This window comes from Streptomyces sp. NPDC058373, from assembly GCF_042723275.1.
Classification (GTDB): Bacteria; Actinomycetota; Actinomycetes; order Streptomycetales; family Streptomycetaceae; genus Streptomyces.
In genome coordinates this window covers 86,737-111,001 of the sequence record NZ_JBHXJE010000014.1, presented here as the reverse complement: position 1 = coordinate 111,001, position 24,265 = coordinate 86,737, and the positions used below count along the sequence as shown (strand labels likewise).

Annotated in this window: 23 protein-coding genes; 16 read left to right on the top strand and 7 right to left on the bottom strand. The window is 74.2% G+C overall.

All coding sequences use genetic code 11. The features are described 5' to 3' along the window. The first annotated feature begins 1 nt into the window (after position 1). Both ACFWMZ_RS11800 and ACFWMZ_RS11795 read left to right on the top strand, forming a co-directional pair. The gene (locus ACFWMZ_RS11800; protein WP_383201072.1) at positions 2-775 is read left to right on the top strand and encodes a M23 family metallopeptidase; all 774 of its coding nucleotides are present in this window, start codon (positions 2-4) and stop codon (positions 773-775) included. Between the two features lie 213 nt (positions 776-988). Further along, entirely contained in the window at positions 989-1,675 is a 687-nt protein-coding gene (locus ACFWMZ_RS11795; protein WP_383176219.1) for a GntR family transcriptional regulator, read from the top strand. Positions 1,676-2,536: 861 nt separating this feature from the next. Here ACFWMZ_RS11795 and ACFWMZ_RS11790 read toward each other — a convergent pair. Further along, complete coding sequence (locus tag ACFWMZ_RS11790) at positions 2,537-2,818, bottom strand: HPr family phosphocarrier protein (RefSeq protein ID WP_383176386.1); 282 nt, start codon at positions 2,816-2,818, stop codon at positions 2,537-2,539. Between the two features lie 228 nt (positions 2,819-3,046). Here ACFWMZ_RS11790 and ACFWMZ_RS11785 point away from each other — a divergent pair, with 228 nt between their 5' ends. The 3 genes from ACFWMZ_RS11785 to ACFWMZ_RS11775 all read left to right on the top strand — a co-directional run bounded on the left by ACFWMZ_RS11785 (position 3,047) and on the right by ACFWMZ_RS11775 (position 7,779). Next, on the top strand, positions 3,047-5,926 hold the full coding sequence (locus ACFWMZ_RS11785; RefSeq protein WP_383201069.1) for a GNAT family N-acetyltransferase: 2,880 nt from the start codon (positions 3,047-3,049) through the stop codon (positions 5,924-5,926). A 72-nt stretch (positions 5,927-5,998) separates the two neighbouring features. Then, the gene (locus tag ACFWMZ_RS11780) at positions 5,999-6,598 is read left to right on the top strand and encodes a DUF5998 family protein (RefSeq protein ID WP_383176225.1); all 600 of its coding nucleotides are present in this window, start codon (positions 5,999-6,001) and stop codon (positions 6,596-6,598) included. Continuing rightward, entirely contained in the window at positions 6,598-7,779 is a 1,182-nt protein-coding gene (locus tag ACFWMZ_RS11775; protein WP_383176228.1) for an alkaline phosphatase family protein, read from the top strand. The genes ACFWMZ_RS11780 and ACFWMZ_RS11775 overlap by 1 nt, the downstream gene beginning before the upstream one ends. A gap of 42 nt (positions 7,780-7,821) precedes the next feature. On the opposite strand, the gene ACFWMZ_RS11770 is transcribed toward ACFWMZ_RS11775, so the two are convergent. Further along, positions 7,822-8,562 (bottom strand): VOC family protein, encoded by a 741-nt coding sequence (locus ACFWMZ_RS11770; RefSeq protein WP_383176389.1) that lies wholly within the window; start codon positions 8,560-8,562, stop codon positions 7,822-7,824. 380 nt (positions 8,563-8,942) lie between these two features. Between ACFWMZ_RS11770 and ACFWMZ_RS11765 the strand changes: the two genes are divergently transcribed. Beyond that, on the top strand, positions 8,943-9,770 hold the full coding sequence (locus tag ACFWMZ_RS11765) for a sulfurtransferase (RefSeq protein ID WP_383201066.1): 828 nt from the start codon (positions 8,943-8,945) through the stop codon (positions 9,768-9,770). Positions 9,771-9,860: 90 nt separating this feature from the next. On the opposite strand, the gene sepH is transcribed toward ACFWMZ_RS11765, so the two are convergent. Continuing rightward, positions 9,861-10,895 carry a septation protein SepH gene (gene sepH / locus ACFWMZ_RS11760; RefSeq protein WP_383176234.1) on the bottom strand — a complete coding sequence of 345 codons (1,035 nt, stop codon included), beginning with the start codon at positions 10,893-10,895 and terminating at the stop codon, positions 9,861-9,863. Between the two features lie 477 nt (positions 10,896-11,372). Here sepH and ACFWMZ_RS11755 point away from each other — a divergent pair, with 477 nt between their 5' ends. Continuing rightward, positions 11,373-12,581, top strand: coding sequence for a hypothetical protein (locus ACFWMZ_RS11755; protein ID WP_383201063.1), 1,209 nt, complete (start codon positions 11,373-11,375; stop codon positions 12,579-12,581). A 19-nt stretch (positions 12,582-12,600) separates the two neighbouring features. Here ACFWMZ_RS11755 and ACFWMZ_RS11750 read toward each other — a convergent pair whose 3' ends face one another. Then, positions 12,601-13,947 carry a D-arabinono-1,4-lactone oxidase gene (locus tag ACFWMZ_RS11750; RefSeq protein WP_383176240.1) on the bottom strand — a complete coding sequence of 449 codons (1,347 nt, stop codon included), beginning with the start codon at positions 13,945-13,947 and terminating at the stop codon, positions 12,601-12,603. Then, positions 13,877-15,148, bottom strand: coding sequence for an MFS transporter (locus ACFWMZ_RS11745; protein ID WP_383176243.1), 1,272 nt, complete (start codon positions 15,146-15,148; stop codon positions 13,877-13,879). Before ACFWMZ_RS11745 ends, ACFWMZ_RS11750 begins: the two co-directional genes overlap by 71 nt. A 119-nt stretch (positions 15,149-15,267) precedes the next feature. Between ACFWMZ_RS11745 and ACFWMZ_RS11740 the strand changes: the two genes are divergently transcribed. Both ACFWMZ_RS11740 and ACFWMZ_RS11735 read left to right on the top strand, forming a co-directional pair. Continuing rightward, on the top strand, positions 15,268-16,383 hold the full coding sequence (locus ACFWMZ_RS11740) for a ferrochelatase (protein WP_383201060.1): 1,116 nt from the start codon (positions 15,268-15,270) through the stop codon (positions 16,381-16,383). A 58-nt stretch (positions 16,384-16,441) separates the two neighbouring features. Next, positions 16,442-17,251, top strand: a complete 810-nt coding sequence (locus ACFWMZ_RS11735; RefSeq protein WP_383176249.1) for an inositol monophosphatase family protein — start codon at positions 16,442-16,444, stop codon at positions 17,249-17,251. A gap of 111 nt (positions 17,252-17,362) precedes the next feature. Here the strand turns inward: ACFWMZ_RS11735 and ACFWMZ_RS11730 are convergent, their stop codons facing one another. Next, positions 17,363-17,539 carry a hypothetical protein gene (locus ACFWMZ_RS11730; RefSeq protein ID WP_383176252.1) on the bottom strand — a complete coding sequence of 59 codons (177 nt, stop codon included), beginning with the start codon at positions 17,537-17,539 and terminating at the stop codon, positions 17,363-17,365. Between the two features lie 320 nt (positions 17,540-17,859). Between ACFWMZ_RS11730 and ACFWMZ_RS11725 the strand changes: the two genes are divergently transcribed. The 4 genes from ACFWMZ_RS11725 (at position 17,860) to ACFWMZ_RS11710 (ending at position 21,429) form a co-directional block, all read left to right on the top strand. Then, entirely contained in the window at positions 17,860-18,513 is a 654-nt protein-coding gene (locus ACFWMZ_RS11725) for a response regulator transcription factor (RefSeq protein ID WP_383176255.1), read from the top strand. A 5-nt stretch (positions 18,514-18,518) separates the two neighbouring features. Continuing rightward, positions 18,519-19,769 carry a sensor histidine kinase gene (locus ACFWMZ_RS11720; RefSeq protein WP_383201057.1) on the top strand — a complete coding sequence of 417 codons (1,251 nt, stop codon included), beginning with the start codon at positions 18,519-18,521 and terminating at the stop codon, positions 19,767-19,769. A gap of 394 nt (positions 19,770-20,163) precedes the next feature. After that, positions 20,164-20,460, top strand: a complete 297-nt coding sequence (locus ACFWMZ_RS11715; protein ID WP_003951337.1) for a DUF4193 domain-containing protein — start codon at positions 20,164-20,166, stop codon at positions 20,458-20,460. A gap of 12 nt (positions 20,461-20,472) precedes the next feature. Further along, positions 20,473-21,429, top strand: coding sequence for a hypothetical protein (locus tag ACFWMZ_RS11710; protein ID WP_383176261.1), 957 nt, complete (start codon positions 20,473-20,475; stop codon positions 21,427-21,429). 369 nt (positions 21,430-21,798) lie between these two features. Here ACFWMZ_RS11710 and ACFWMZ_RS11705 read toward each other — a convergent pair whose 3' ends face one another. Next, the gene (locus ACFWMZ_RS11705; RefSeq protein ID WP_383176264.1) at positions 21,799-22,257 is read right to left on the bottom strand and encodes a DUF3093 domain-containing protein; all 459 of its coding nucleotides are present in this window, start codon (positions 22,255-22,257) and stop codon (positions 21,799-21,801) included. 58 nt (positions 22,258-22,315) lie between these two features. On the opposite strand from ACFWMZ_RS11705, the gene ACFWMZ_RS11700 reads away from it, so the two are divergent. From ACFWMZ_RS11700 to ACFWMZ_RS11690, 3 genes are read left to right on the top strand one after another with little or no spacing between them, the layout of a single operon-like run. Beyond that, the gene (locus tag ACFWMZ_RS11700; RefSeq protein WP_383176267.1) at positions 22,316-22,900 is read left to right on the top strand and encodes a PaaI family thioesterase; all 585 of its coding nucleotides are present in this window, start codon (positions 22,316-22,318) and stop codon (positions 22,898-22,900) included. Further along, entirely contained in the window at positions 22,897-23,412 is a 516-nt protein-coding gene (gene dut / locus ACFWMZ_RS11695; protein WP_383176270.1) for a dUTP diphosphatase, read from the top strand. The genes ACFWMZ_RS11700 and dut overlap by 4 nt, the downstream gene beginning before the upstream one ends. Position 23,413: 1 nt before the next feature. After that, the gene (locus ACFWMZ_RS11690) at positions 23,414-24,169 is read left to right on the top strand and encodes a DUF3710 domain-containing protein (RefSeq protein WP_383176273.1); all 756 of its coding nucleotides are present in this window, start codon (positions 23,414-23,416) and stop codon (positions 24,167-24,169) included. Positions 24,170-24,265: the final 96 nt, after the last annotated feature.

The window sequence follows — 24,265 nt, the reverse complement described above, 5'->3', positions numbered from 1 at the left end:
CATGGCGTTCACCCGTCCCACCGGGAAGCACCGGCGTCCCTCCCGCCGGGCCACCCGCACCGGGGCCGGCCTGGCCGGCGTCGCCGCCCTCACCACCACCGGCGTGGTGAGCACCCTCGCCTCCCCGGCCGCGGCCGCCGAGGCCCCCGTGCACACCGGCTTCACCCAGGCCATCACCATCGGCGACAGCCTCGCCGACCGGATCGGCGACCAGGCCGCCGCCCAGCGCCTCGCCGCCGAGGACGCCGCCGCCGAACAGGCCGTCGTCGAGGCGGCGCGCCTCCGGGCCGCCGAGGCCAAGCGGGCGGCCGAGAAGAAGCGTGCTGAGAAGGTCCGGGCCGCCCGCGCCGCCGAACGCGAGCGCCTCAACCGGTACGTCAGCCCCGTGGAAGGCTCCTACGTCTCCACCGGCTACCAGACCGGCGGCAGCCTCTGGTCCTCCGGCAGCCACTCCGGCGTCGACTTCCACGCCCCCTCCGGCAGCGTGGTCCGCGCCGTCGGCGCGGGCACCGTGGTGGAGACGGGCTGGGGCGGCGCCTACGGCAACGAGGTCGTCATCAAGATGCACGACGGCACCTACACCCAGTACGGCCACCTGACGTCGGCCACCGTCCAGGTCGGTCAGACCGTCACTCCGGGCCAGCAGATCGCGGTCTCCGGCTCCACGGGCAACTCCACCGGCCCGCACCTGCACTTCGAGGCCCGCACCGGCGCCGAGTACGGCACCGACATGGACCCCGTCGGCTACCTGCGCGGTCACGGCGTCGACGTCTGACCCACCCCGCCCGCGCACTCTTCCCGAAGGCCCCGGATTCTTCCCGAACCGGGGCCTTCGGCATACCCGGGCGCACGCCGCCTGCTAACGCTTTCCGGCCAAAAGATATCCATGAATTACCTGGCGCCGTCGGAAATCGGCCCGTCCTGCCTTAGAGTCGCGGAAAGAGAACTCGGACGTCCGCGTTTCGCGGTACGGAGGCGGAGGATGGGTATGGGTGTTCCCGCGCAATCGGTATGCACCGCGATCAGGGAGGACATCGTCTCCGGTGTGCACGAGCGCGGCTCCCGCCTCACCGAGGAGCAGCTCGCCCGCCGGTACGGCGTCTCCCGCGTCCCGGTCCGCGAGGCGCTGCGCACCCTGGAGGCCGAGGGGTTCGTCGTCACCCGCAGGCACGCCGGGGCGTGCGTCGCCGAGCCCACCGAGCAGGAGGCGGCCGACCTGCTGGAGATCCGCCTGCTGCTGGAGCCGCTGGGCGCCGCCCGCGCCGCCAGGCGCCGCACCGACGCCCACCTGAAGGTACTGCGGGGCCTGGTCAGGCTGGGCCAGGAGCGCGCCCGGCTGGGGCAGGGGGAGGACCTGCGGTCCCTGGGCGTCTGGTTCCACGAGACACTGGCCCAGGCCTCCGGCAGCCCCGGCCTCACCGCCCTGCTGACCCAGCTGCGGCAGAAGGTCACCTGGATGTACGCGGTCGACCCGCCCGCCGCCCCCGTCGAGTCCTGGGCCGAGCACGGGGCGATCGTCGACGCGGTGGCGCGCGGCGACGCGGAGCGGGCACGCGCCCTCACCGCCCAGCACGCCGAACGCGCGACAGCGGTCCACCGCCTCCGCTTCGGCCCCCGGTCCGCCGGCGTGAGCAGTTCGCAACATGCCGTCAACACTTCGGGGGGCCGCAATTAACACGGGCACCGTATACAAAGAAAAGCGAATTCCGAACGGCGTCGCAGGCGGCTTCCGCGGCCTGCACGTGTTCCGTGAATTCCCACGCCCGAGGCGGGAGGAATGACACACCGGCAGCGGGCTGATTCGGCATGCGCGAATTACCTGGACGCCACAGGAATTCCAGCAGTGCGGGCGGGACGCCCCGTTCCGGGTGCCTCCCGGTCCGCCATGCATCGGCCCCGTATCCGCGCAATGGCCCGTCTTCTGAATGTCGCGGGGACTTCCGGCCGTCGGGGTCGGGGCGGGGAAGAGCCTCGGGCGCTTCGGGCTGGGCTCCGGCGGGGACACGTGCGGGCCCTCGGCCATGCGCTGGCGGGTCGTCACGGCGTCCGGAACTCACGCGTACGACAGCGCGCCGCACCTGACCACCGGACACGGCGGCAAGCGGGCGGGACGGCACGAACCCATGCGGGGCCGGACTCCGCGGGCGCAGAACGGCACCGTCGGGCGGGGCCCTGACGCGAGTGCGGCACGCGACCGGGGGCCGGCCCAAGCCCCTGTGCGGGCGCGGGAGGCACGCCGGCGCTCGAAGCCCCGAAGCGGGCGGCGAATGTGTCCCCGCGACCGGAATCCCGAGACGGCGGCGAACGCGCCTCGGGCGAGGAGCCCGCAGGTGGACGCGGCGCACCCCTTTCGGTTGCCGGAGCCCCCGACCTGACGCCCCGTCCCGAGCGGCCGAGTCTCCGGCGCGGGCGCGGGAGCGAGACGACCCAAGCCGTCAGGCGGCCAGCCCCCGGGGCCGAGCCCGTGGCGAACCCACCCGCCCCCGCGCCTCACGCGCGGCCAAAACCGCCCCCGGGCGGGTCGCCCCCCGCCCCCTCAGACGGTCTCGGGAAGCTCGTCCAGCCCCTCGGCCACCAGCTTCGCCAGCCGCTCCAGGGCGGCCTCGGCGCCCTCGGCGTCGGCGGCCAGGACGATCTCCTCGCCGCCCTGCACGCCGAGGCCGAGGACCGCCAGCATGGAGGCGGCGTTGACCGGGGCGGTGTCCGGCTTGGCGATGGTCACCGGCACGCCGGAGGCGGTGGCGGCCCGGACGAAGATGGAAGCGGGGCGGGCGTGCAGGCCCTCGGCCCAGCCGACGTTGACGCGGCGCTCAGCCATGTTGTTGCTGCCCTTCACGAATCGGACGTTCCGTCCGTCATCTGCCGGACGATGTTGTCTAGACCAGACTCCCACACGTCGGGGAGCGGTCCCGTCAGGGACATCCGCACCCGGCCCGCGCCCCGCCGAGTCCCCGCCCCGCGACGCCCGCCCCACCCTGCGGCGGCCCGCGGAACAAGGCCCAGCCTGCCCCGTGCCCGACCGCCCCGCGACCCGTACGCTGCTCCCATGCAGACCCCGTCGGACCAGCACGCCTACCCCGCCCACTGGGAGGCCGACGTCGTGCTCCGCGACGGCGGCACCGCGCGCATCCGGCCCATCACCGCCGACGACGCCGACCGGCTGGTCAGTTTCTACGAGCTGGTGTCGGACGAGTCGAAGTACTACCGGTTCTTCGCGCCCTACCCGCGGCTGTCCGCCAAGGACGTCCGCCGCTTCACCCACCACGACCAGGTCGACCGGGTGGGGCTGGCCGCGACGGTCGGCGGCGAGTTCATCGCCACCGTCCGCTACGACCGGATCGACGCCCGCGGCATGCCCGCCTCCGCCCCGGCCGACGAGGCCGAGGTCGCCTTCCTCGTCCAGGACGCCCACCAGGGCCGCGGCGTCGCCTCCGCCCTGCTGGAGCACATCGCTGCCGTCGCCCGCGAGCGCGGCATCCGGCGCTTCACCGCCGAGGTGCTCCCCGCCAACACCAAGATGATCAAGGTCTTCACCGACGCGGGCTACCAGCAGAAGCGCAGCTTCGAGGACGGCGTGGTCCGCCTGGAGTTCGGCCTGGAGCCCACTGACCGCTCGCTCGCCGTCCAGCACGCCCGCGAGCAGCGCGCCGAGGCCCGCTCGGTCCAGCGGCTGCTGGCCCCCGGCTCGGTCGCCGTGGTCGGCGTGGGCCGCGCCCTGGGCGGCGTCGGCCGCAGCATCCTGCGGAACATCCTGGGCGCCGGGTTCACCGGTCCGGTGTACGCCGTCAACCAGGGCTTCCCCGACACCGGCGACACCCTCGACTCCGTCCGCGCCCACCGCTCCGTCCGCGACATCGCCGAACCCGTCGACCTGGCGGTCATCGCCGTCCCCGCCGAACGGGTGCCCGAGGCCGTCGCCGAGTGCGGCGAACACGGTGTCCAGGGGCTCGTGGTGATCTCCGCGGGCTACGCCGAACAGGGCCCCGAGGGCCGCGAGCGCCAGCGCGCCCTGATCCGCCAGGCCCGCTCGTACGGCATGCGGGTCATCGGCCCCAACGCCTTCGGCGTCATCAACACCACCCCCGAGACCCGCCTCAACGCCTCCCTCGCCCCCGAACTCCCCGTCCCCGGCCGCGTCGGCCTCTTCACCCAGTCGGGTGCCATCGGCATCGCCCTGCTCTCCGCCCTCCACCGCGACGGCGGCGGCGCCGACGGCGTCCCCAACCCGACCGGCGTCTCCACCTTCGTCTCCGCGGGCAACCGCGCCGACGTCTCCGGCAACGACGTCATGCAGTACTGGTACGACGACCCGCACACCGACGTCGCCCTGATGTACCTGGAGACCATCGGCAACCCCCGCAAGTTCGCCCGCCTCGCCCGCCGCACCGCCGCCGCCAAGCCGCTGGTCGTCGTCCAGGGCGCCCGGCACAGCGGCATCACCCCCACCGGCCACCCGGCCCCCGTCACCCGCCTGCCCTACGCCACCGTCTCCGCGCTGCTGCGCCAGGCCGGCGTCATCCGGGTGGACACCGTCACCGAGCTGGTCGACGTCGGCCTGCTCCTCGCCGGGCAGCCGCTCCCCGCCGGACCGCGCGTCGCCATCCTCGGCAACTCCGAGTCGCTCGGCCTGCTCAGCTACGACGCCTGCCTCTCCGAGGGACTGCGCCCGCTGCCGCCCCGCGACCTGACGACCGACGCCACCCCCGAGGACTTCCGGGCCGCGTTGGCCGCCGCCCTCGCCGACGACGGCTGCGACGCCGTGGTGGTCACCGCCATCCCCTGGGTCGGCGCCGACGGCGTCCCCGAACGCCCCGACGGCGAGGCCCTCGGCGCCGCCCTGCGCGCCGCCCACGCCACCGCCCCCGACAAGCCCGTCGTCGTGGTCCACGTGGAACTCGGCGGCCTCGCCGAAGCCCTCTCCGCCGCCGCGGGCACCGGCCCGGGCAGCCCCGCCACCCAGCGCGGCCCCGCCCCCGGCCCCGCCGCCCCGGACCCCGGCGCCGCCACGGACGACGAGGCGCCCCCGGCCCCCCGCACCCGCCGCATCCCCGCCTACCCGGCCGCCGAGCGGGCCGTCCGCGCCCTCGGTGAGGCCGTCCGGTACGCCCAGTGGCGCCGCGAGGCGCAGCGGCCCGGCGGCGTACCGGAGTACGAGGACATCGACGAGCGGGGCGCCGCCGCCGACATCACCCGGCTGCTGGCCGCCGCCGACGCCCAGGCGCCCGGCGGCGCGCCGCGCGCCCACACCCTCGGCGCCGACGACACCCGCGCCCTCCTCGCCCGCTACGGCGTCGACGTCCGCCCCACGCTGCCCGCGCCGGACCCCGACACCGCCGTCCGGGCCGCCGCCCACCTGGGCTACCCGGTCGCCCTCAAGACCACCGCGCCCCATCTGCGCCACCGCGCCGACCTGGGCGGGGTCCGCCTCGACCTCGCCGACGAGACCCAGCTGCGCCAGGCGTACGCCGAGCTGACCGGCCTCTTCGGCACCCCGGCCGAGCTGCGGCCGGTGGTCCAGCCGATGGCGCCGCGCGGCGTCGACACCGTGGTGCGCACCGTCATCGACCCGGCTGCCGGGGCGGTCCTCACCTTCGGCCTCGCCGGGGCCCCCTCCGAACTCCTCGGTGACACCGCCCACCGCCTCGTCCCCGTCACCGACCGGGACGCCACCGCGATGGTCCGGTCCATCCGGACCGCCCCGCTCCTCTTCGGCTGGCGCGGCTCCGCACCCGTCGACACCCCGGCCCTGGAGGAGCTGCTGCAACGGGTCTCGCGGCTGGTCGACGACCACCCCGAGGTGGTCGACGTGCAGTTGGAGCCGGTGGTCGTCGCCCCCCGCGGCGTCAGCGTCCTCGGCGCCGCGGTCCGCCTCGCCCCGCCGCCCGCCCGCGACGATCTGGGCCCGCGCACCCTGCCCGCCTACTGACCCTCGCGCGGGCACAGGACACCTCGTCCGGGCCGTCCCCAGCGGTCGGTGCGCCCCCGTAGGATGGTCGGCATGGCAAAGACCGGTACGACGACCCAGGGGCTGCGCGCGGCGATCGAGCGCAGCGGCTACTACCCGGCCCTCGTGGCCGAGGCGGTGGAGGCCGCCGTGGGGGGCGAGCCCGTCGCGTCGTACCTGGTCCATCAGGAGACCACCTTCGACGCGAACGAGGTCCGCCGCCACGTCACGGTCCTGGTCCTCACCCCCACCCGGTTCATCGTCAGCCACACCGACGAGCAGGCCGCCGACTCCGGCTCGCCGACGCCCCTCGCCACCACCTCCACCGAGTCGGTGAAGACCGGCCGGATCTCCTCGGTGGTCCTCAGCCGCGTCGTCGCCAACCCGGAGTCGTACACCCCGGGCACCCTGCCCCGCGAGGTCGTCCTGACCATCGGCTGGGGCGCCGTCGCCCGCATCGACCTGGAGCCCGCCGCCTGCGGCGACCCCAACTGCGAGGCCGACCACGGTTACACCGGCAGCTCCACCGCCGACGACCTGAGCCTGCGCGTCAGCGAGGCCGGCGACGGCCCCGACACCGTCCGGCAGGCCCTCGCCTTCGCCCAGGCACTCTCGGAGGCGACGGCCGCCACCGCCACGCCGGCCGGCCGCTGATGGGCCACTCCGTCTGGCCCGAGCCCCTCTCCGTCGCCTCCGCCCCGGTCCCCGCCTACGGCACCGGCTCCCTCGCCGACCTGCTGCCGACGCTGGCCGCCGGTTCCGGCGTAGCGGGCCTGACGGCGACCCTCCCCGAGCTGCCGCCCGCCGACCGCAACTGCGTCTTCCTCATCGACGGGCTCGGCTGGCACCAGCTCCTCGCCCACCCGGCCGAGGCGCCGTTCCTCTCCTCCCTCATCGCCACCTCGCGTGGCGGCACCGGCCGGCCGCTCACCGCGGGCTTCCCCGCCACCACCGCCACCTCGCTCGCCTCCGTCGGCACCGGCCGCGCCCCCGGCGAGCACGGCCTGCCGGGGTACACCGCGCTCAATCCGGACAGCGGCGAGTTGATGAACCAGCTCCGCTGGAAGCCGTGGACCGACCCGCACGCCTGGCAGCCGTACCCCACGGTCTTCTCGCTGGCCGACGCGGCCGGGGTGCACACCGCCCAGGTCTCCGCCCCCGGCTTCCACCACACCCCGCTCACCCGGGTCGCCCTCAGCGGCGGCACCTTCCACGGCCGCCTCTCCGGCGAGGAGCGGATGGACCTGGCCGCCGCCCAGCTCGCCGCCGGGGACCGCGCGCTGGTCTACACGTACTACAGCGAGGTCGACGGCAAGGGCCACCGCTTCGGCGTCGACTCCGACGCCTGGCGCGGCCAGCTGATGTACGTCGACGGGCTCGCCCAGCGCCTCGCCGAGCAGCTCCCGCCGCGCAGCGCCCTCTACGTCACCGCCGACCACGGCATGGTCGACATCCCCTTCGGCGACCACCACCGCTTCGACGTGGACGAGGACTGGGAGCTGAACGCCGGCGTACGCCTCCTCGGCGGCGAGGGGCGCGCCCGCCACGTCTACGCGGTCCCGGGTGCCGCCGCCGACGTGCGCACCGTCTGGCGCGAGGTGCTGGGGGAGCAGTGCTGGGTCGCGGGCAAGGACGAGGCGATCGAGGCGGGCTGGTTCGGCCCGCACGTCGAGAAGCGGGTCCGCGACCGGCTCGGCGACGTCATCGTCGCCGCCCGCGACGACGTGGCGATCACCGCCACCCGCCGCGAGCCCAACGAGTCGGCCCTCACCGGCATGCACGGTTCGATGACTCCGGCCGAGCAGCTGGTGCCGCTGCTGGAGGTCCGCACCTGACGCCCCGGCCCGGGCGGGGCACCGCCCGGGCCCGGTCGGCCGTCAGGCCGCGTTCCCGGCCGCCCTCGGCCCCAGGGGGCGGGCCACCGTGAAGACGGCGCCCGACGGGTCGGCCACCGTGGCGGTCCGCCCGTGCGTGCCGTCGCGCGGCGGTCGCTGCACCCGCCCGCCCAGCTCGATGACCCGGTTGACGGTCTCGTCCGGGTCCTCGACGGCGAAGTGGGTCCGCCAGTGCGGCGCCTCGTGCTCACCGAGCGCCTGCCCGGCCCCCTGCACGGAGGCGACCGGACGTTTCTCCAGCAGCAGCGTCACCGAGTCCTCCTCGGTCGCCACCGGCTCCGCCTCGAAGCCGAACGCCGTCTGGTAGAAGGGGAGGACGCCTGAGGTCGCCGGTGTCACCAGCTCGTTCCAGAGCACCGACCCGGCTACCCCCTCGACGGCGGCACCCCGGTGTTCGCGGCCCTGCCAGATCCCGAAGATCGCACCGGACGGATCGGTGGCGATGGCCATCCGCCCGGCGTCCTCCGCGTCCAGCGGACCCACTCCGACCGTGCCGCCGCAGTGCCGCACCGTCCCGGCCGTCTCGTCCGCGTCGTGCGCCGCCAGATACGGCGTCCACGCCACCGGCAGCCGCCGCCCCTCGGGCATCCGCCCGATCCCGGCCACCACCCGGCCGTCCAGCAACGCCCGCGTGTACGGTCCCAGTTGCTGGGGCCCGGGCCGGAACTCCCAGCCGAACAGCCGCCCGTAGAACTCCTGGGTCGCTTCCAGGTCGTTGACCATCAGGCTCACCCAGCAGGGTGTTCCGGGCACCGGCCGCTCCAGGCTGCCGGCCGGCTCGCCTCTCCGGTCCATTCCCTGCCCCCGCACCGCTCTCATCTGCCACTCTCTCCTCGGACCGTCCGTCGATGGGCGCGCCGCGCTCCGCCGGTCCGCCGCCGTCGGCGTCCCGCACGGCCGGGCGCCACACCCGGACCGCACCACGCGTAAGCGCAGCCTGCCCGATCCGTCGTTTCTCATCCGTTGCCACGCCATGGCCCTGAGGTCACAGTCCGGGATCACCCGGTGTACGTGAGTCCGTACAGACGGTACGCCGTCCGGTCGGTCCGGTCAGCTTCTGCGGGAGAGCGGAGGGCCGCGCGCCGGTGCGCGAGGATGGCCCCATGAACGCGATCATCTCCGCAACCGAACTCGCCGGGGAGCTGGCGGGCCCCCGCCCGCCCGTGCTGCTCGACGTCCGCTGGCAGCTCGGCGGCCCGGACCAGCGCCCCGCCTACCTGGCCGGCCACCTTCCCGGCGCCGTCCACGTGGACCTCGACCGCGAGCTGTCCGGTGGCCCCGGGCAGGGCGGCCGCCACCCGCTGCCCGACGTGGAGCGGTTCGGCGCCGCGATGCGCGCGGCCGGGGTGGGCACCGCCCGCCCGGTCGTCACCTACGACGGTGGGCAGGGCTGGGCCGCGGCGCGCGCCTGGTGGCTGCTGCGCTGGGCCGGACACCCCTCGGTACGGGTCCTCGACGGCGGGCTCGCCGTGTGGGAGGGCCCGCTGGAGACGGACGTGCCGGAGCCGGAGCCGGGCGACTTCGTCCCGGACCCGGGCCGGTTGCCGCTGCTGGACGCGGACGGCGCCGCCGCGCTGGCCGCCTCCGGGGTGCTCCTGGACGCCCGCGCCGCCGAGCGCTACCGGGGCGACATCGAGCCGATCGACCGGGTCGGCGGCCACATCCCGGGCGCCCTCTCCGCCCCGACCACCGAGAACACCACCGACGACGGCCGTCTGCGGCCCGCCGCCGAACTCGCCGACCGCTTCGCCGCCCTGGGCGCGGGCCCGGACCAGGAGGTCGGCGTCTACTGCGGCTCCGGCGTCTCCGGCGCCCACGAGGTGCTGGCCCTGGCGGTGGCCGGGGTGTCGGCCGCCCTCTACGTCGGCTCCTGGTCCGACTGGTCCTCCGACCCCGGCCGCCCGGTGGCCACGGGGGCGCAGCCGGGCTGATCCCGTACACGGCGGAACGGCCCGTACACCTCACCGGTGTACGGGCCGTTCTCCTCAGTGCCTCAGCGGGCCGGCGGCGCGCAGGTGTCGCTACTCCTTGTTCTTGCGGCGGGTGCCGAAGACGATCTCGTCCCAGCTCGGCACGGCCGCCCGGCGGCCGGGCCGGACGCCGTCCGCCTCCGCCTGCCGGTCGGTGGAACCGATCAGCCGGTCGCGGTGGGCCGCCACGGCCCTCGGCATCAGCACGTCCGCGTAGGCCGAGCCGGCCGAGGCGGCGGGAGCGGGCGGCTCCTCGGCCTCCTGCTCCTGCTCGGGCTCCTCCAGCGGGCGCTCGGCGGACGGGCGCTCCGGCACGACCATGTCGCCGCGGAAGCTCGGCACCGCTTCCAGCAGGCTGGTCAGTGAGTCCCGGCCGCCCTGCTCGGCGGTGGCGGGCAGCTCCTCGGAGTCCGGCTCGGTGGTGTGCGGGCCGCGCTCGGGGCGCTCCGGACGCTCCCTCGGCAGCCGGGCGATGCGCGGCACGAAGGGGAAGCTGGGCTCGGGCGCCGAGACGTCCTCCGCCTCGCCGATCAGCGAGCGAGCCTCGTCGTCCACGGCCTGGACGAGCCGGCGAGGCGGGTCGTAGCTCCAGCTCGCCGAGTGCCGCTCACCGGCGACGCCGTAGACCAGCAGGACTTCCCAGGTGCCGTCGTCGCGGCGCCAGGAGTCCCACTGCACGGTGTCGCGGTCGGCGCCGCGCAGCAGCAGGCGCTCGCGCACGGCCTCGCCGAGCTGGGGGCCGGTGTTCTCACCGGGGCGGCGGACGGGTGTCTTCCGGGCGCGCTCGGCCATGAAGGCGCGCTCGGCGAGAACGGGGCCCTCGAAGCGGCGGACGCGGTCCACGGGGATTCCGGCGAGCGAGGCGACCTCCTCGGCGGAGGCACCGGCCCTTATCCGCGCCTGGATGTCGCGTGGGCGCAGGTGGCTCTCGACCTCGATCTCGATCTGGCCGAGACGGGGGCGGTCACCGCGGACGGCGGCCCGGAGCCGCTCGTCGATCGGAAGCGTGTACTCCGTACTGTCCGCAGCTTTGAGCACCAGCCGTGTGCCGTCGTTGCTGACGGCCACGACACGCAGTTCGGGCATGGGGACCTCCCGGGTGGTGCCTGCCGACGTCACGTGCGTCGCTGCTTCCGCTAGTCGTGTGTGGTCTGCCCGGGTGCAGCCGACCACAACCTTGCCGAGTTGCCCGGCGGGCCGGACGTGAGTCCCGCGCCACCGTGATGTCGCCGTTCCTGATTCCGCCGCGCGGCGTGCCCGCGCTGCTCACCCGGTGCCGTGAAGCCCTCTCCCGACGACTCCGGCCGACCCCTGCGGGCCTGAAGGAAACCCAGGTGGGAGACCGGACCCAGGGCTCGCAACAGTACTCCATTCGGGCCACGGGGGTGGACCGGCACGCCGCTGAACTTCTCACAGGGAGCGGGAGTTGGTCGACGCATTTGCCGTCCGGCGGGCCCGCGAGGTGGCCTGCTTCACAAAACCCTCAGAAGTGGAACCATTCGATTCGCCCAATTGTCGTTTTGTGGTGCAGGGTGAACGAGAAGGGCGAAAACGAGGCGGGAGATGCGCGAGACCACGCAGGTGAAGGAAGTCGATCCTCAAGGCGGCGAGGAGCCCCAACAGGAGGAGAAGCGCATCGACCTGAGTCTCCCCCAGGTCGCGGGCAGCGCCGTGGCCGCGGTCGCGGGCGCCGTCGCCGCCTCGCAGCTCGGTGTCTACGGCACCGTCATCGGCGCGGGCGTGATGAGCGTGGTCGCCACCACCGGGGGCACCGTCTTCCAGCACCTGTTCCGCCGCACCGGCGAGCAGATACGTGACGTCGCGCACGCCCGCCCCAAGGGCGAGGTCGGCCCGGACGTCCCCGGCACCTTCCGCGCCGAGCCGGACCCCGGCCCGCTCGCCGACCCCGCCCCGGGCCGGGTGGCCGCCGCGGACCCCGCTCTCCTCTCCCACCCCGCCCCGGGCGAGCCCCCGGCCGCCGTCGAGGCGACCCAGCTCCTGGGCCAGGTGGACCCGGCCGCCCCGCGCCCCGAGGGCCCGGCGTCCCCGCCGCACCCCGCCGGCCCGGCGGCCACCCAGCTCCTAGGCCAGGCCACCCCGGAGGGGACGGCCGGCCCCGAGGCGGCCCGGCTCCCCGGCCCCGCCGGCTCCGGCGCGACCCGCCCGTTCGGCAGCCAGGCCGAGGCCGCCGCCGAGGCGGACCAGGCCACCCGCCTGCTGCGGACCGCGCCGCCTGCCTCGGCCCCGGCCCCCGGGCACTTCGGCGAGGCCACCACCCACCACACCCGGACCCGCCGCTGGAAGCGCCCCTTGATCAGCGCGGCCGCCGTCTTCGTCCTCGCGATGGGCGGCATCACCGGCTGGGAGCTGGTCTCCGACCACGCCCTGAGCGGCGAGGCGGGCCCCACCGTCAGCAACCTCATCGGCGACCGCTCCCGGCCCTCCGACGACCAGGACGAGGAGAAGCCGCCCGCGCCGGGGGAGAGCCCGTCCGGGCAGTCGCCGTCGGACGACCCCTCCGGCACCCCGGCCCCGCAGGACCCCGAGGAGGGGACGGAGTCCACCGGCACGCCCGAGGGCGGCTCCAGCCCCGCACCCACCGCGCCGGGCCAGGAACCGGGCACCCCCGAGGACTCCACCGGCGAGGGAGAGACACCCGCCCCGACCCCGACCCCGACGCCCTCGACCGGGGCGCCGGAGCAGCCGACCGGTCAGCCCTCCCAGGGCGCGCCCTCCGGCGGTGCCCCCGGGGAGGACGCCCCCGCCGGGTGACCGGCGCGGGGCCGCGCGGTCAGTCGCCGAGGACGCGCCGCAGGTAGTCGTTGCCGAAGACCCGGTCCGGGTCGAGCCGGTCGCGCACCGCGGTGAACTCGGTGAACCGCGGGTACACCTCGGCGAAGTACTCCGCGTCCCTGGTGTGGATCTTGCCCCAGTGGGGCCGGCCCTCGTGGGCGGTGAAGATCCGCTCGGCGGCGGTGAAGTACGCCTGGTACGGCGTGCCCTTGTAGAGGTGCACCGCGATGTAGGCGGTCTCGCGGTCCGAGGCGGTGGAGAGGGTGATGTCGTCGGCGGGCGCCGTCCGCACCTCCACCGGGAAACTGACCCGCAACGGGGAGCGGTCCACCATCGCGCGCAGCTCGCGCAGGGCGGGGACCAGGGCCTCGCGCGGCACCGCGTACTCCATCTCCACGAAGCGGACCCGGCGCGGGGAGGTGAAGACCTTGTACGGGATGTCCGTGTAGGTGCGTGCGGAGAGGGCACGGCTGGAGACGCGGGCCAGGGAGGGGATGGTGGCGGGGACGGCGCGGCCCAGGGAGTTGGCCGCCTGGAAGACGCCGTTGGAGAGGAACTCGTCCTCGAACCAGCCGCTGAGGCGGCTCACCGGAGCGGCGGGGCCGGCGCTGCGGTTGTTCCGCTTGGTGGAGCAGTTGCCGGTGTGCGGGAACCAGTAGAACTCGAAGTGCTCGTTCTCCGCGACGAGCTGGTCGAACTCCGCGGTGACCTGCTCGAAGCCCATCGGCTCCTCGCGGGCCCGCAGCAGGAAGACCGGCTCCACGGCGAAGGTCAGCGAGGTGATCACGCCGAGCGCGCCGAGACCGATCCGGGCGGCGGCGAAGACCTCCGGGTTCTTCTCGCGGGAGCAGGTGAGGACCGAGCCGTCGGCGGTGACCAGCTCCAGCGCGGTGATCTGCGCGGAGATCGACGCCGAGTCGCGCCCGGTGCCGTGGGTGCCGGTGCTGGCGGCCCCCGCCACCGTCTGCTCCATGATGTCGCCCATGTTGGTCAGCGACAGGCCCTCGCGGGCCAGGGCCACGTTGAGCCGCTTCAGCGGCGTCCCGGCGGCGACCGTGACCGTGCCGGCGTCGCGGTCGATCTGGATGCCGGTGAGCAGCTCGGGGCGTATCAGCAGGCCGTCGGTGGCGGCCGCCGCGGTGAAGGAGTGGCCGCTGCCGACCGCCTTCACCCGCATCCCGCGCGACGCGGCGTCGCGTACCGCGCCCGCCAGTTCCCCCGTGGAGGCCGGGACGGTCTCGCGTGCGGGGCGCGCCGCGACCGTCCCCGCCCAGTTACGCCAGGTCCCGTTCCGGGTGCGTACCGGGCTCGCCGTCCTTGTGCTGCCCTGCGTCTGCTCGTCCATCAGGCCCCTCCCGCTGCGGCGCCGGGCTGCTCAGCCGGCGGTACCCCAGGAACCCGACGAGGACCGCGGCGGCCCCGGCGGCCGCCGGAACCCAGTACCCCGCCTTCGCCCCGGCCGCGTCGATCACCCAGCCGGAGACCGACGAGCCGAGAGCGACGCCGACCGCCAGACCCGTACTCACCCAGGTCATGCCTTCGGTCAGCTTCGTGCGGGGCACGTGCTGCTCGACGAGGGCCATCGTCGTGATCATCGTCGGCGCGATGCACAGGCCCGCCACGAACAGTGCCACGGCCAGAAACGGCAGGTTCCCGACCAGTTGGAGGGGGATCATACTCACGCCCATCGCGCAGACCCCCAGCAGCCACCTGCGGGCCGGCGCCCCGCCGAAGTGCAGGAGCCCGAAGACGACCCCCGCCAGACACGATCCGGCGGCGTACGTGGCGAGGACCAGGCTGGCCGCGCCCTTGTGCCCCTGCTCCTCGGCGAAGGCCACCGTGACCACGTCGATCGCGCCGAAGATCGCGCCGGTCGCCACGAAGGTGCCGACCAGCACCTGGAGCCCGGTGGAGCGCAGCGCCGAGCCCTTGGTGTGGTGCTCACGCGGGTGGGGGACCGGTTCGGTGGAGCGCTGCGCGGTGAGCGAGAAGACGCCCGCCGCCAGGAAGACCGCCGCCAGCAGCGGCCCGGCCTCCGGGAACCACGCCGTCGACAGGCCGATGGAGACGATCGGGCCGAAGATGAAGCAGGCCTCGTCGATCACCGACTCGAAGGAGTACGCGGTGTGCAGCTGGCGCGGCTGGTCCCGGTAGAGCGCGGCCCACCGGGACCGGACCATCGAGCCGATCGAGGGCACCGCGCCGATCCCGGCGGCGAAGACGAAGAGCGTCCAGTCCGGCAGCGAGAACTTCGCCGAGAGCAGCAGCCCCGCCACCGCCGCCAGCGCCACCACGGTGGCCGGGCGCAGCACCCGCCGCTGGCCGTGCAGGTCGACCAGGCGGGAGATCTGCGGGCCGGCCAGCGCGGCCGACAGGGCCACCATCGCCGACAGCGCCCCGGCCAGCCCGTACCTGCCGGTGAGCTGCGAGATCATCGTGACGATGCCGATGCCCATCATGGAGAGCGGCAGCCGGCCGACGAAGCCCGCGGCGGAGAAACCCCTGCTGCCCGGGGCGGTGAAGATGGCGCGGTACGGGCTGGGCAAGGGGGGCTCCGGAGCAGCTGAACGTAAGGTGTGAGAACGGCTCGTACAGCTTACGGGCACGCGCGGCGCGGAGGCAGCCCCGGTTCCTCGCGCGGGCGGGCGAGTGGCAGGATCGAGACATGTCCGATGTGCGCGATGCCACCCCCTACGACGCCCTCCTGCTGCTCTCCTTCGGCGGCCCCGAGGGACCTGGCGACGTCGTCCCCTTCCTGCGGAACGTGACGCGAGGCCGCGGAATCCCCGAGGAGCGGCTGAAGGAGGTGGGGCAGCACTACTACCTGTTCGACGGGATCAGCCCCATCAACGCCCAGAACCGCGACCTCCTCGACGCCCTGCGCGCCGACTTCGCGGAGCACGGCCTGGAGCTGCCCACCTACTGGGGCAACCGCAACTGGAGCCCGTACCTGCCGGACACCCTGCGGGAGATGGTCAAGGACGGGCACCGCCGCATCGCCGTCCTCGCCACCAGCGCGTACGCCTCGTACTCCGGCTGCCGCCAGTACCGCGAGAACCTCGCCGACGCGCTGGCGGTGCTTCAGGGGGAGGGGCTGCCGGTGCCGCGCGTCGACAAGCTCCGCCACTACTTCAACCACCCGGGCTTCCTGGAGCCGATGATCGACGGGGTGCTCGCCTCCCTCGCCGACCTGCCCGAAGAGGTACGCGACGGCGCTGAGATCGCCTTCACCACCCATTCCATCCCGGACGCCGCCGCCGACACCTCCGGCCCCCGGGAGGACCACGGCGACGGCGGCGCGTACGTGGCGCAGCACCTGGATGTCGCCCGGGTGATCGCTGACGCGGTCCGGACGCGCACCGGTGTCGACCACTCCTGGTCCCTCGTCTACCAGTCGCGCAGCGGCGCCCCGCACATCCCGTGGCTGGAGCCCGACATCTGCGACCACCTGGAGGAGCGGCACGCGGCCGGTGTCCCGGCGGTCGTCATGGCGCCGATCGGCTTCGTCTCGGACCACATGGAGGTCCGCTACGACCTCGACACCGAGGCCACCGCCAAGGCCGCCGAGCTGGGCCTGCCGGTCCGCCGCTCCGCCACCGTCGGCGCCGACCCGCGCTTCGCCGCCGCCGTCCGCGACCTCCTGCTGGAGCGGGCCGCCACCGAACGCGGCGAGCACCCCGCCCGCTGCGCCCTCGGCGCGCTGGGCCCCAGCCACGACCTCTGCCCGGTCGGCTGCTGCCCCGCCCGCTCCCCGCGCCCCGCCGCCGCCGGGATGGACTGAGACCCGTCCTTCCTGCCCGCCGGACCCTCCCCCCCCCCGACCTAGGAGCAACCAGCCCGTGACCGACCCCAACACCGGACTGCTCGCCCTCGCCCTGGAGGCCGCCCGCCGCGCCGGGGACTTCCTGCGCGACGGCCGCCCCGCCGACCTCGCGGTGGCCGCCACCAAGACCAGCGCCATCGACGTGGTCACCGAGATGGACATCGCCTCCGAGAAGATGATCACCGGCTTCCTCGCCGACCGCCGCCCCGAGGACGGCTTCCTCGGCGAGGAGGGGGCCAGCACCGAGGGCACCAGCGGCGTGAAGTGGATCATCGACCCGCTCGACGGCACGGTGAACTACCTCTACGGCCGTCCCGCCTGGGCCGTCTCCATCGCCGCCGAACGCGACGGCGTGACGGTCGTCGGCGTCGTCCACGCGCCGATGCGCGGCGAGACCTGCCGGGCCGTCCTGGGGGGCGGCGCCCACCTGGACGACACCCCGGCCCGGGTCAACGCGGCCCCGGCGCTGGACCGCGCCCTGGTCGGCACCGGCTTCGGCTACCTCCACGAGCGCAAGGCCCACCAGGCCGCGGTCGCCGCCCGGATCATCCCCGAGGTCCGCGACATCCGCCGGGGCGGCTCCGCCGCCATCGACCTGTGCGACGTCGCCACCGGCCGCCTCGACGCGTACTACGAGCGCGGCCTCAACCCCTGGGACTACGCGGCCGGGGAGCTGATCGCCCGGGAGGCCGGCGCCCTCACCGGCGGGCGCCCCGGAGCGCCCGCCTCCACCGAGCTGGCGGTGGCGGCCCCGCCCGGGCTCTTCGAGCCGCTCCAGGAGCGCCTGGAGGCCTACGGGGCCTGGCACGACGGCACCCTGGGCTGACCGGAGACCGCGCACGAGCCACGCGCACGAAGCCGGGCCCCGACCCCCTCTCGGCAGAGGGGCCGGGGCCCGGCTTCGTACGCGCGGCTCGTGCTGCTCGGTGGGTGTGCGTCAGGCGGTGGAGGCCTGGTGGAGCTGGACGCCGTGCTCGGCGGCCAGGCGCTGGAGATCCTCCAGTTCGCCCTGCTCGACCTCGGCCAGGAAGTCGTCCCCGGTCTCCTGGGCCCGGGTCAGATCCGACTCGGCGGCCTCTATGCGCTGAAGCAGACCTGCGGTGAAAGCGTCCATGGTGCGCCCCCTCGTCAAGGTGGGTGGGTCGGCGGCACGGGGGTGTGCCTCGAAAAAGGGGTGATCACGACTGGGGCGGCTCCGCCGGGGAATGCGAGACGTGGCATGAGCCACATGCCAGGCGTGATCGCGGGTGTGCAGTCGTCCTCCCCGCCGCCCGGACGCCGGAAACCTCGGGGGTCCCGCCGACTTGCGGAATCGTTCCTTCCTACTGGGGAGGCTCTCGCCTTACCGCCGGTTTATGGCCGAAAGGGGCAGGATGGAGCCCCATCCGAAGGACCGGCGCCCGGCTAGGGGTGCCCTGCGAAAGGACCAGCGACGTGCGTGTACTCGTCGTCGAGGACGAGCAGCTGCTCGCCGATGCGGTGGCCACCGGACTGCGCCGGGAGGCCATGGCCGTCGACGTCGTGTACGACGGGGCCGCGGCGATGGAGCGCATCGGCGTCAACGACTACGACGTGATCGTCCTCGACCGGGACCTCCCGCTGGTCCACGGCGACGACGTCTGCCGCAAGGTGGTCGAGCTCCAGATGCCCACCCGGGTCCTGATGCTCACCGCCTCCGGTGACGTCAGCGACCGCGTCGAGGGGCTGGAGATCGGCGCCGACGACTACCTCCCCAAGCCCTTCGCCTTCACCGAGCTGATCGCCCGGGTCCGCGCGCTGGGCCGCCGCACCAGCCTCCCGCTGCCGCCCGTCCTGGAGCGCGCCGGGATCAAGCTCGACCCCAACCGCCGCGAGGTCTTCCGGGACGGCCGCGAGATCCAGCTCGCCCCGAAGGAGTTCGCCGTCCTGGAGGTGCTGCTGCGCAGCGAGGGTGCCGTCGTCTCCGCCGAGCAGCTGCTGGAGAAGGCCTGGGACGAGAACACCGACCCGTTCACCAACGTGGTCCGGGTCACCGTCATGACGCTCCGCCGCAAGCTGGGCGAGCCCGCGGTCATCGTCACCGTGCCCGGCTCCGGCTACCGGATCTGACCGGCGTGGCCGCGAGCCCGGCGCCGCCCCCCGCGCCCCCCAAGCCCACCTGGGACCCGCGCCGCCCGCCGCAGCAGGCGTGGCTGCGGCCCACCATCCGGATACGGCTCACCCTGCTCTACGGCGGCATGTTCCTCATCGCGGGCATCCTGCTGCTGTCGATCATCTACCTGCTGGCCGCCCAGGCGGTCCACGTCGGCAACGAGCTGCCCTTCCAGGTGGTGACCGGCGAGATGACGATCAACAGCAACGTCTGCCCGGCCCTCTCGGGGCGCCGGTTCACCAGCTCCGACGTCTTCAACGACGCGATGAAGCTCTGCATCGACCACCAGCGCCAGCAGGCGCTGGACGATCTGCTGAGCCGCTCGCTGCTGGCGCTGATCGGCCTCAGCGTGATCGCCTTCGCCTTCGGCTACGCCATGGCAGGACGGGTCCTCGCCCCGCTGGGCCGGATCACCCGGACCGCGCGGAGCGTGGCCGGTTCCGACCTCTCCCGGCGGATCGAGCTGGACGGGCCGGACGACGAGCTGAAGGAGCTGGCCGACACCTTCGACGACATGCTGGACCGCCTGGAGCGGGCCTTCACCGCCCAGCAGCGGTTCGTCGCCAACGCCTCGCACGAGCTGCGCACCCCGCTGGCGATCAACCGGACCCTGCTGGAGGTGCAGCTCTCCGACCCCGGCGCGCCCCCCGAGCTCCAGCAGCTCGGCAAGAGCCTGCTCGCCACCAACGAGCGGAGCGAGCAGCTCGTGGAGGGCCTGCTCCTGCTGGCCCGCAGCGACAACCAGATCGTCGAGCGCAAACCGGTGGACCTCGGCGAGGTCGCCACCCGCGCCGTCGAGCAGGTGCGCGGCGAGGCCGACCAGCGCGGCGTCGAGCTGCGCCCGCGCATCGCCGAGGCGATCGTCCAGGGCAACGGCGTCCTGCTGGAGCGGATCGCCCTGAACCTCACGCAGAACGCCGTGCGCTACAACCTGCCGCCCGGCGAGGGCGGCTGGGCGGAGGTGGTCACCGAGCTCCAGCACGGGCAGGCGGTGCTGATCGTGACCAACACCGGGCCGGTGGTCCCGGCGTACGAGATCGATCAGCTCTTCGAGCCGTTCCGGCGGCTGAGGACCGAGCGGACCGGCAGCGACAAGGGCGTCGGGCTCGGCCTGTCGATCGTCCGGTCGGTGACCCGGGCGCACGGCGGACGGATCACCGCGGAGCCGAGGGAAGGCGGAGGACTCGTGATGCGTGTCACACTTCCCCTGTAACGCCCCTCGGGGCATTCGTTTCCTTGTTCGCTTTGAGCGGAATTTTCCCGGCCTGCAACCGGTTCTCCGCTGTGTGATCGATCACAGGATTGAATGATCGTCCTTCTACTCTCCGTGACCGCAAAGGCCCCTGGAAACCCTGCAAATTGCGGGTTTTCCGGGGTCGCGATCACGGGAAGTGCACAAGGTGGCCCGTGCGGGGCGGGGCGCCGGGACCGTGTACGGTCCCCTTCGCCATCCAAGACGATCACCTCTTCCGAGGTGCGTTTGGGTGTCGATTGAGTAACAGACCTTGATGTGAGGCAAAATCTCCGCCTCAGGTCGGGCACAAGTCCGGCCTCCCAGGCGTTACCGCGCTGGAGATATCACAGACACCCAGAGGGGGAGAGCTGACATGGCAACGGACTACGACACCCCACGCAAGACCGATGACGACCTCAACGAGGACAGCATCGAGGAACTCAAGGCCCGGAGGAACGACAAGTCCACCTCCACGGTCGACGTCGACGAGTTCGAGGCCGCAGAGGGCCTCGAACTTCCCGGGGCGGACCTCTCCAACGAGGAGCTGGCCGTCCGGGTGCTGCCCAAGCAGCAGGACGAGTTCACCTGCATGAGCTGCTTCCTGGTGCACCACAGGAGCCAGCTCGCGCGCGAGAAGAACGGCCAGCCCATCTGCCGCGACTGCGACTGAGGCAGGCCGGCCGTGACAGGCACGAGACCGCCGCGGAAGTTCCCCTTCCGCAAGCGGCGGGGGGACGGCTCGCCGTCCCCGGCGGTATCTGACGGCGAGCGGGGCCTTGGGGCCTCGCTCGAAGCAGAGAACACCGCGGACGGGGCTCCAGGGCCCCAGGACGGCGGTACGGGCACGGGGGAAGGCCCGTCGACGTCCCTGACGTCCACACCCGCCCCAGGCCGCGTGGCGGCCGTACGGGACGGGCTGATCCGGCACGGGCGCAACGCCAAGGCCGGACTCGGCATCCTCGCCGACCGCGTCATCGAGATCGCCCCCCGCGTCCCGGTGCGCGATCTGCACACCCTCCGCGAGCAGTTCCCGGGCCTCGGCCCCGAGCAGCTCGCGGACCGGCTCATCAACGGCGCCGCCCACGGCACCTCCACCGTGGGGGCCTCAGTGGGCGCCGCCGCCATGCTCCCGGTCCCGCCGGCCATGCCGGCCGAACTGGCCGCGGAGATCACCGCCGTGGCCGCGATAGAGATCAAACTCATCGCCGAGCTCCACGAGGTCTACGGACAGCGTCCCGAGGGCGGCCCGGCCCGCCGTGCCGCCGCCTACCTGACCTCCTGGACCCACGAGCGGGGCATCGACGTGATCCGCCCGCTCACCGTCACCACGGCGCTCAGCGGGCCGCTCAAGCGCGAACTGCGCCAGCAGATCACCAAACGCATGATCCGCAACCTTCCGAACCTCGTCCCCTTCATGGTGGGCGCGGCCGTCGGCGCCGTCATGAACCGCCGCGACACCCGCAAGCTCGCCGAGCGCGTCCGCAAGGACTTGCGCGCCGCGCAGGTTCCCTGGGACCGGCTCACCGGGCTCCCGCCGCTGGAGAAGCCCGGGTTGCCTCCGGTGGCCTTCGGGGCCGAGGAGGCGGAGCGCGCCGACCGGCCCGGCCCTCGCGACGCCCGCGACGAAGGAGACGCCTGAGCGGCGCCCCGACTCGGCCGGCTCATGGTCCGGCCCCCGATTCCCGCCCGCCTCCGCGGGACACCCCCGGCCGTAGCGGCACCGCCGCGCCCGCCCGCCGTAGCGGCCTGCCACCCGTGCCTGGCGTATCCGTCCGGGTTCCGCCCTCGTGGGGCTCGGGCGGGGTGGCCTCAAGCGCCGGCCGGGCTTGAACGGGCCCGGTTGCGAGCCGGGCTCGCGGTGACCTGAGGTGGGTGTCGGACGCCGGCCGAAATCAAGCCCGGCCGGCGTTTGAGGCCACCCCACCGGTACCGGGGCCGGTGCCGAGCGCGCCCCCACCCCGGCCCGGAGGGCGGACCCGCCGACCCCACGCCCGACGCGCCCCGTGCGTCATCCCTCGCGTACAGGTGCCAGCGCCGCCGCCAGGCGCTCCGGGTGGCGGGTGGAGAGGTACAGGTACGGCGTCGGGTCGGCCGGGTCGGTGACCTCGACGCGCAGGGCCGTCGGGATGTAGCTGCGCAGCAGCATGAACGCCCGCGGGTCCGCCTTGTGGCTGCGCCACGCCACGGTCTCCTCGGCGTCCAGCGGCTGCGCCGCGCCGAGCGCCGCCAGCGGGATGCGCGCGTCGCCCGCGACCAGCGCGTCCCCCACCACGCGGATCTGCGCCGAGCCGTAGGTGCTCAGCCCCGCCGCGCCGATCGCCGTGCCGACGACCAGGCCGCCGAGCATCGCCAGCACGCCGAGCGGCAGCACGATGAGGGCCGAGGTGATGCCGACGATCGCCACCAGCGCCCACCAGGTGCGGGGTGCGGTGAGCCGCTCGGTGTACTGCGGAGTGTTGGGATGCATGGGATCAAGCTTGGCACGGTGCCTGCCGAGAGCCGACGCACGGGTAAGGTCTGCGCCTGTGAGTGGACGAACACCTGCGTTGACGCCCCCGGACAGCGCCCTGGCGCCGGTGCGGCATCCCGATGCCCCGGCCCCCGGCGAGCCCATCGGTACGCATTACGAGCACTGTTTCGGCTGCGGCGGCGACCAGCCGCACGGACTGCACCTCGCGGCGACGGCCGGCGAGGACGTCTCGGTGACCGCCGAGTTCCTGGTACGCCCCGAGCACCAGGGCGCCCCCGGCCTCGCCCACGGCGGCCTGCTCGCCACCGCCCTCGACGACACCCTGGGCGCCCTCAACTGGCTGCTGCGCGTCATCTCGGTCACCGGCCGCCTGGAGACCGACTACCTGCGCCCCGTACCGGTCGGCACCGTGCTGCACCTCTCCGCCGAGGTCACCGCCGTCGACGGCCGCAAGATCTACGCCACCGCCGAGGGCCGCCTGAACGCCCCGGACGGCCCGCTCGCGGTCCGCGCCGACGCGCTCTTCGTCGAGGTCAAGGTCGAGCACTTCACCGAGAACGGCCGCCCCGAGGAGATCCGGGCCGCCATGGACGACCCCGACCAGCTCCGCCGCGTCCGCGCCTTCGAGGTGAACCCGTGACCCGCCTCCCGCTCGACCTCCGCGTACGGCGACTGGACCCCGACGTCCCGCTGCCCTCCTACGGCAACCCCGGCGACGCCGGCGCCGACCTGCGCACCACCGAGGCGGCCGTGCTCGCCCCGGGGGAGCGGGTGGTGCTGCCCACCGGGATCTCGATCGCGCTGCCCGAGGGGTACGCCGCCTTCGTCCACCCCCGCTCGGGCCTCGCGGCCCGCTGCGGCCTTGCGCTGGTGAATGCCCCGGGGACGATTGATGCCGGGTACCGTGGGGAGATCAAGGTGATCGTGGTCAACCTCGACCCGCGCGAGAGCGTGCGGTTCGAGCGCTTCGACCGGATCGCCCAACTGGTCGTCCAGCAGGTCGAGACGGTGCGCTTTCACGAAGTGTCGGAGCTTCCCGGCTCGGTGCGGGCCGAAGGGGGCTTCGGGTCCACCGGCGGACATTCCGCCGTGGGCGGCGGCGAGGGTGGGAACCACTACGCTTCGGTCGTATCCGACCGGGAAGGACAGTGACGTGTTCGGACGTCGCAAGAAGACCGACTCCGCCGACGACACGGCGGACGTGACCGGCGAGACCGGGCAGGCCGAGGAGAGCGAGGACACGGGGACGCGCCGGACGGCGCTGCCGCCGGCCCCGCGCCCCGACGGCCCCTGGGACGCCTCGGAGGTCCGCGAGCCCGGTGAGGGCCGCGTCGACCTCGGCGGTCTGTTCGTGCCCGGGGTGGAGGGCATGGAGCTGCGCGTGGAGGTGGCCGGGGACGCCATCGTCGCCGCCACCGTGGTCCTGCGGGACAGCGCCATCCAGCTCCAGGGCTTCGCCGCCCCGAAGAAGGAGGGGATCTGGGGCGAGGTCCGAGAGGAGATCGGCTCCGGCATCACCCAGCAGGGCGGCATCATCGACGAGGTCGAGGGCCCGCTCGGCTGGGAGCTGCGCGCGCAGGTCCCCGTCCAGCTGCCCGACGGCAAGAGCGGCTACCAGGTCGTCCGGTTCGTCGGCGTCGACGGGCCCCGCTGGTTCCTGCGCGGGGTCATCTCCGGCCAGGGCGCGGTCCAGCCGCAGGCGGCCGGCCTCCTGGAGCAGATCTTCAAGGACACCGTCGTGGTGCGCGGCGAGGGCCCGATGGCCCCCCGCGACCCGATCGTCCTGAAGCTCCCGGACGACGCCCAGATGGTCCCCGAGGGGGTCCAGCAGGAGGACCAGCAGACCTCCCGCTTCTCCGGCGGCATGGGCCAGCTCGCCCGCGGCCCGGAGATCACCGAGATCCGCTGACCGCCCGCACCACCGCACACCGCCGCCGCACGGGCCGCACCCTCGTCAGGGGTGCGGCCCGTCGCGCTGTCCCGCCCCGCCGCGCGTACCGGCCCG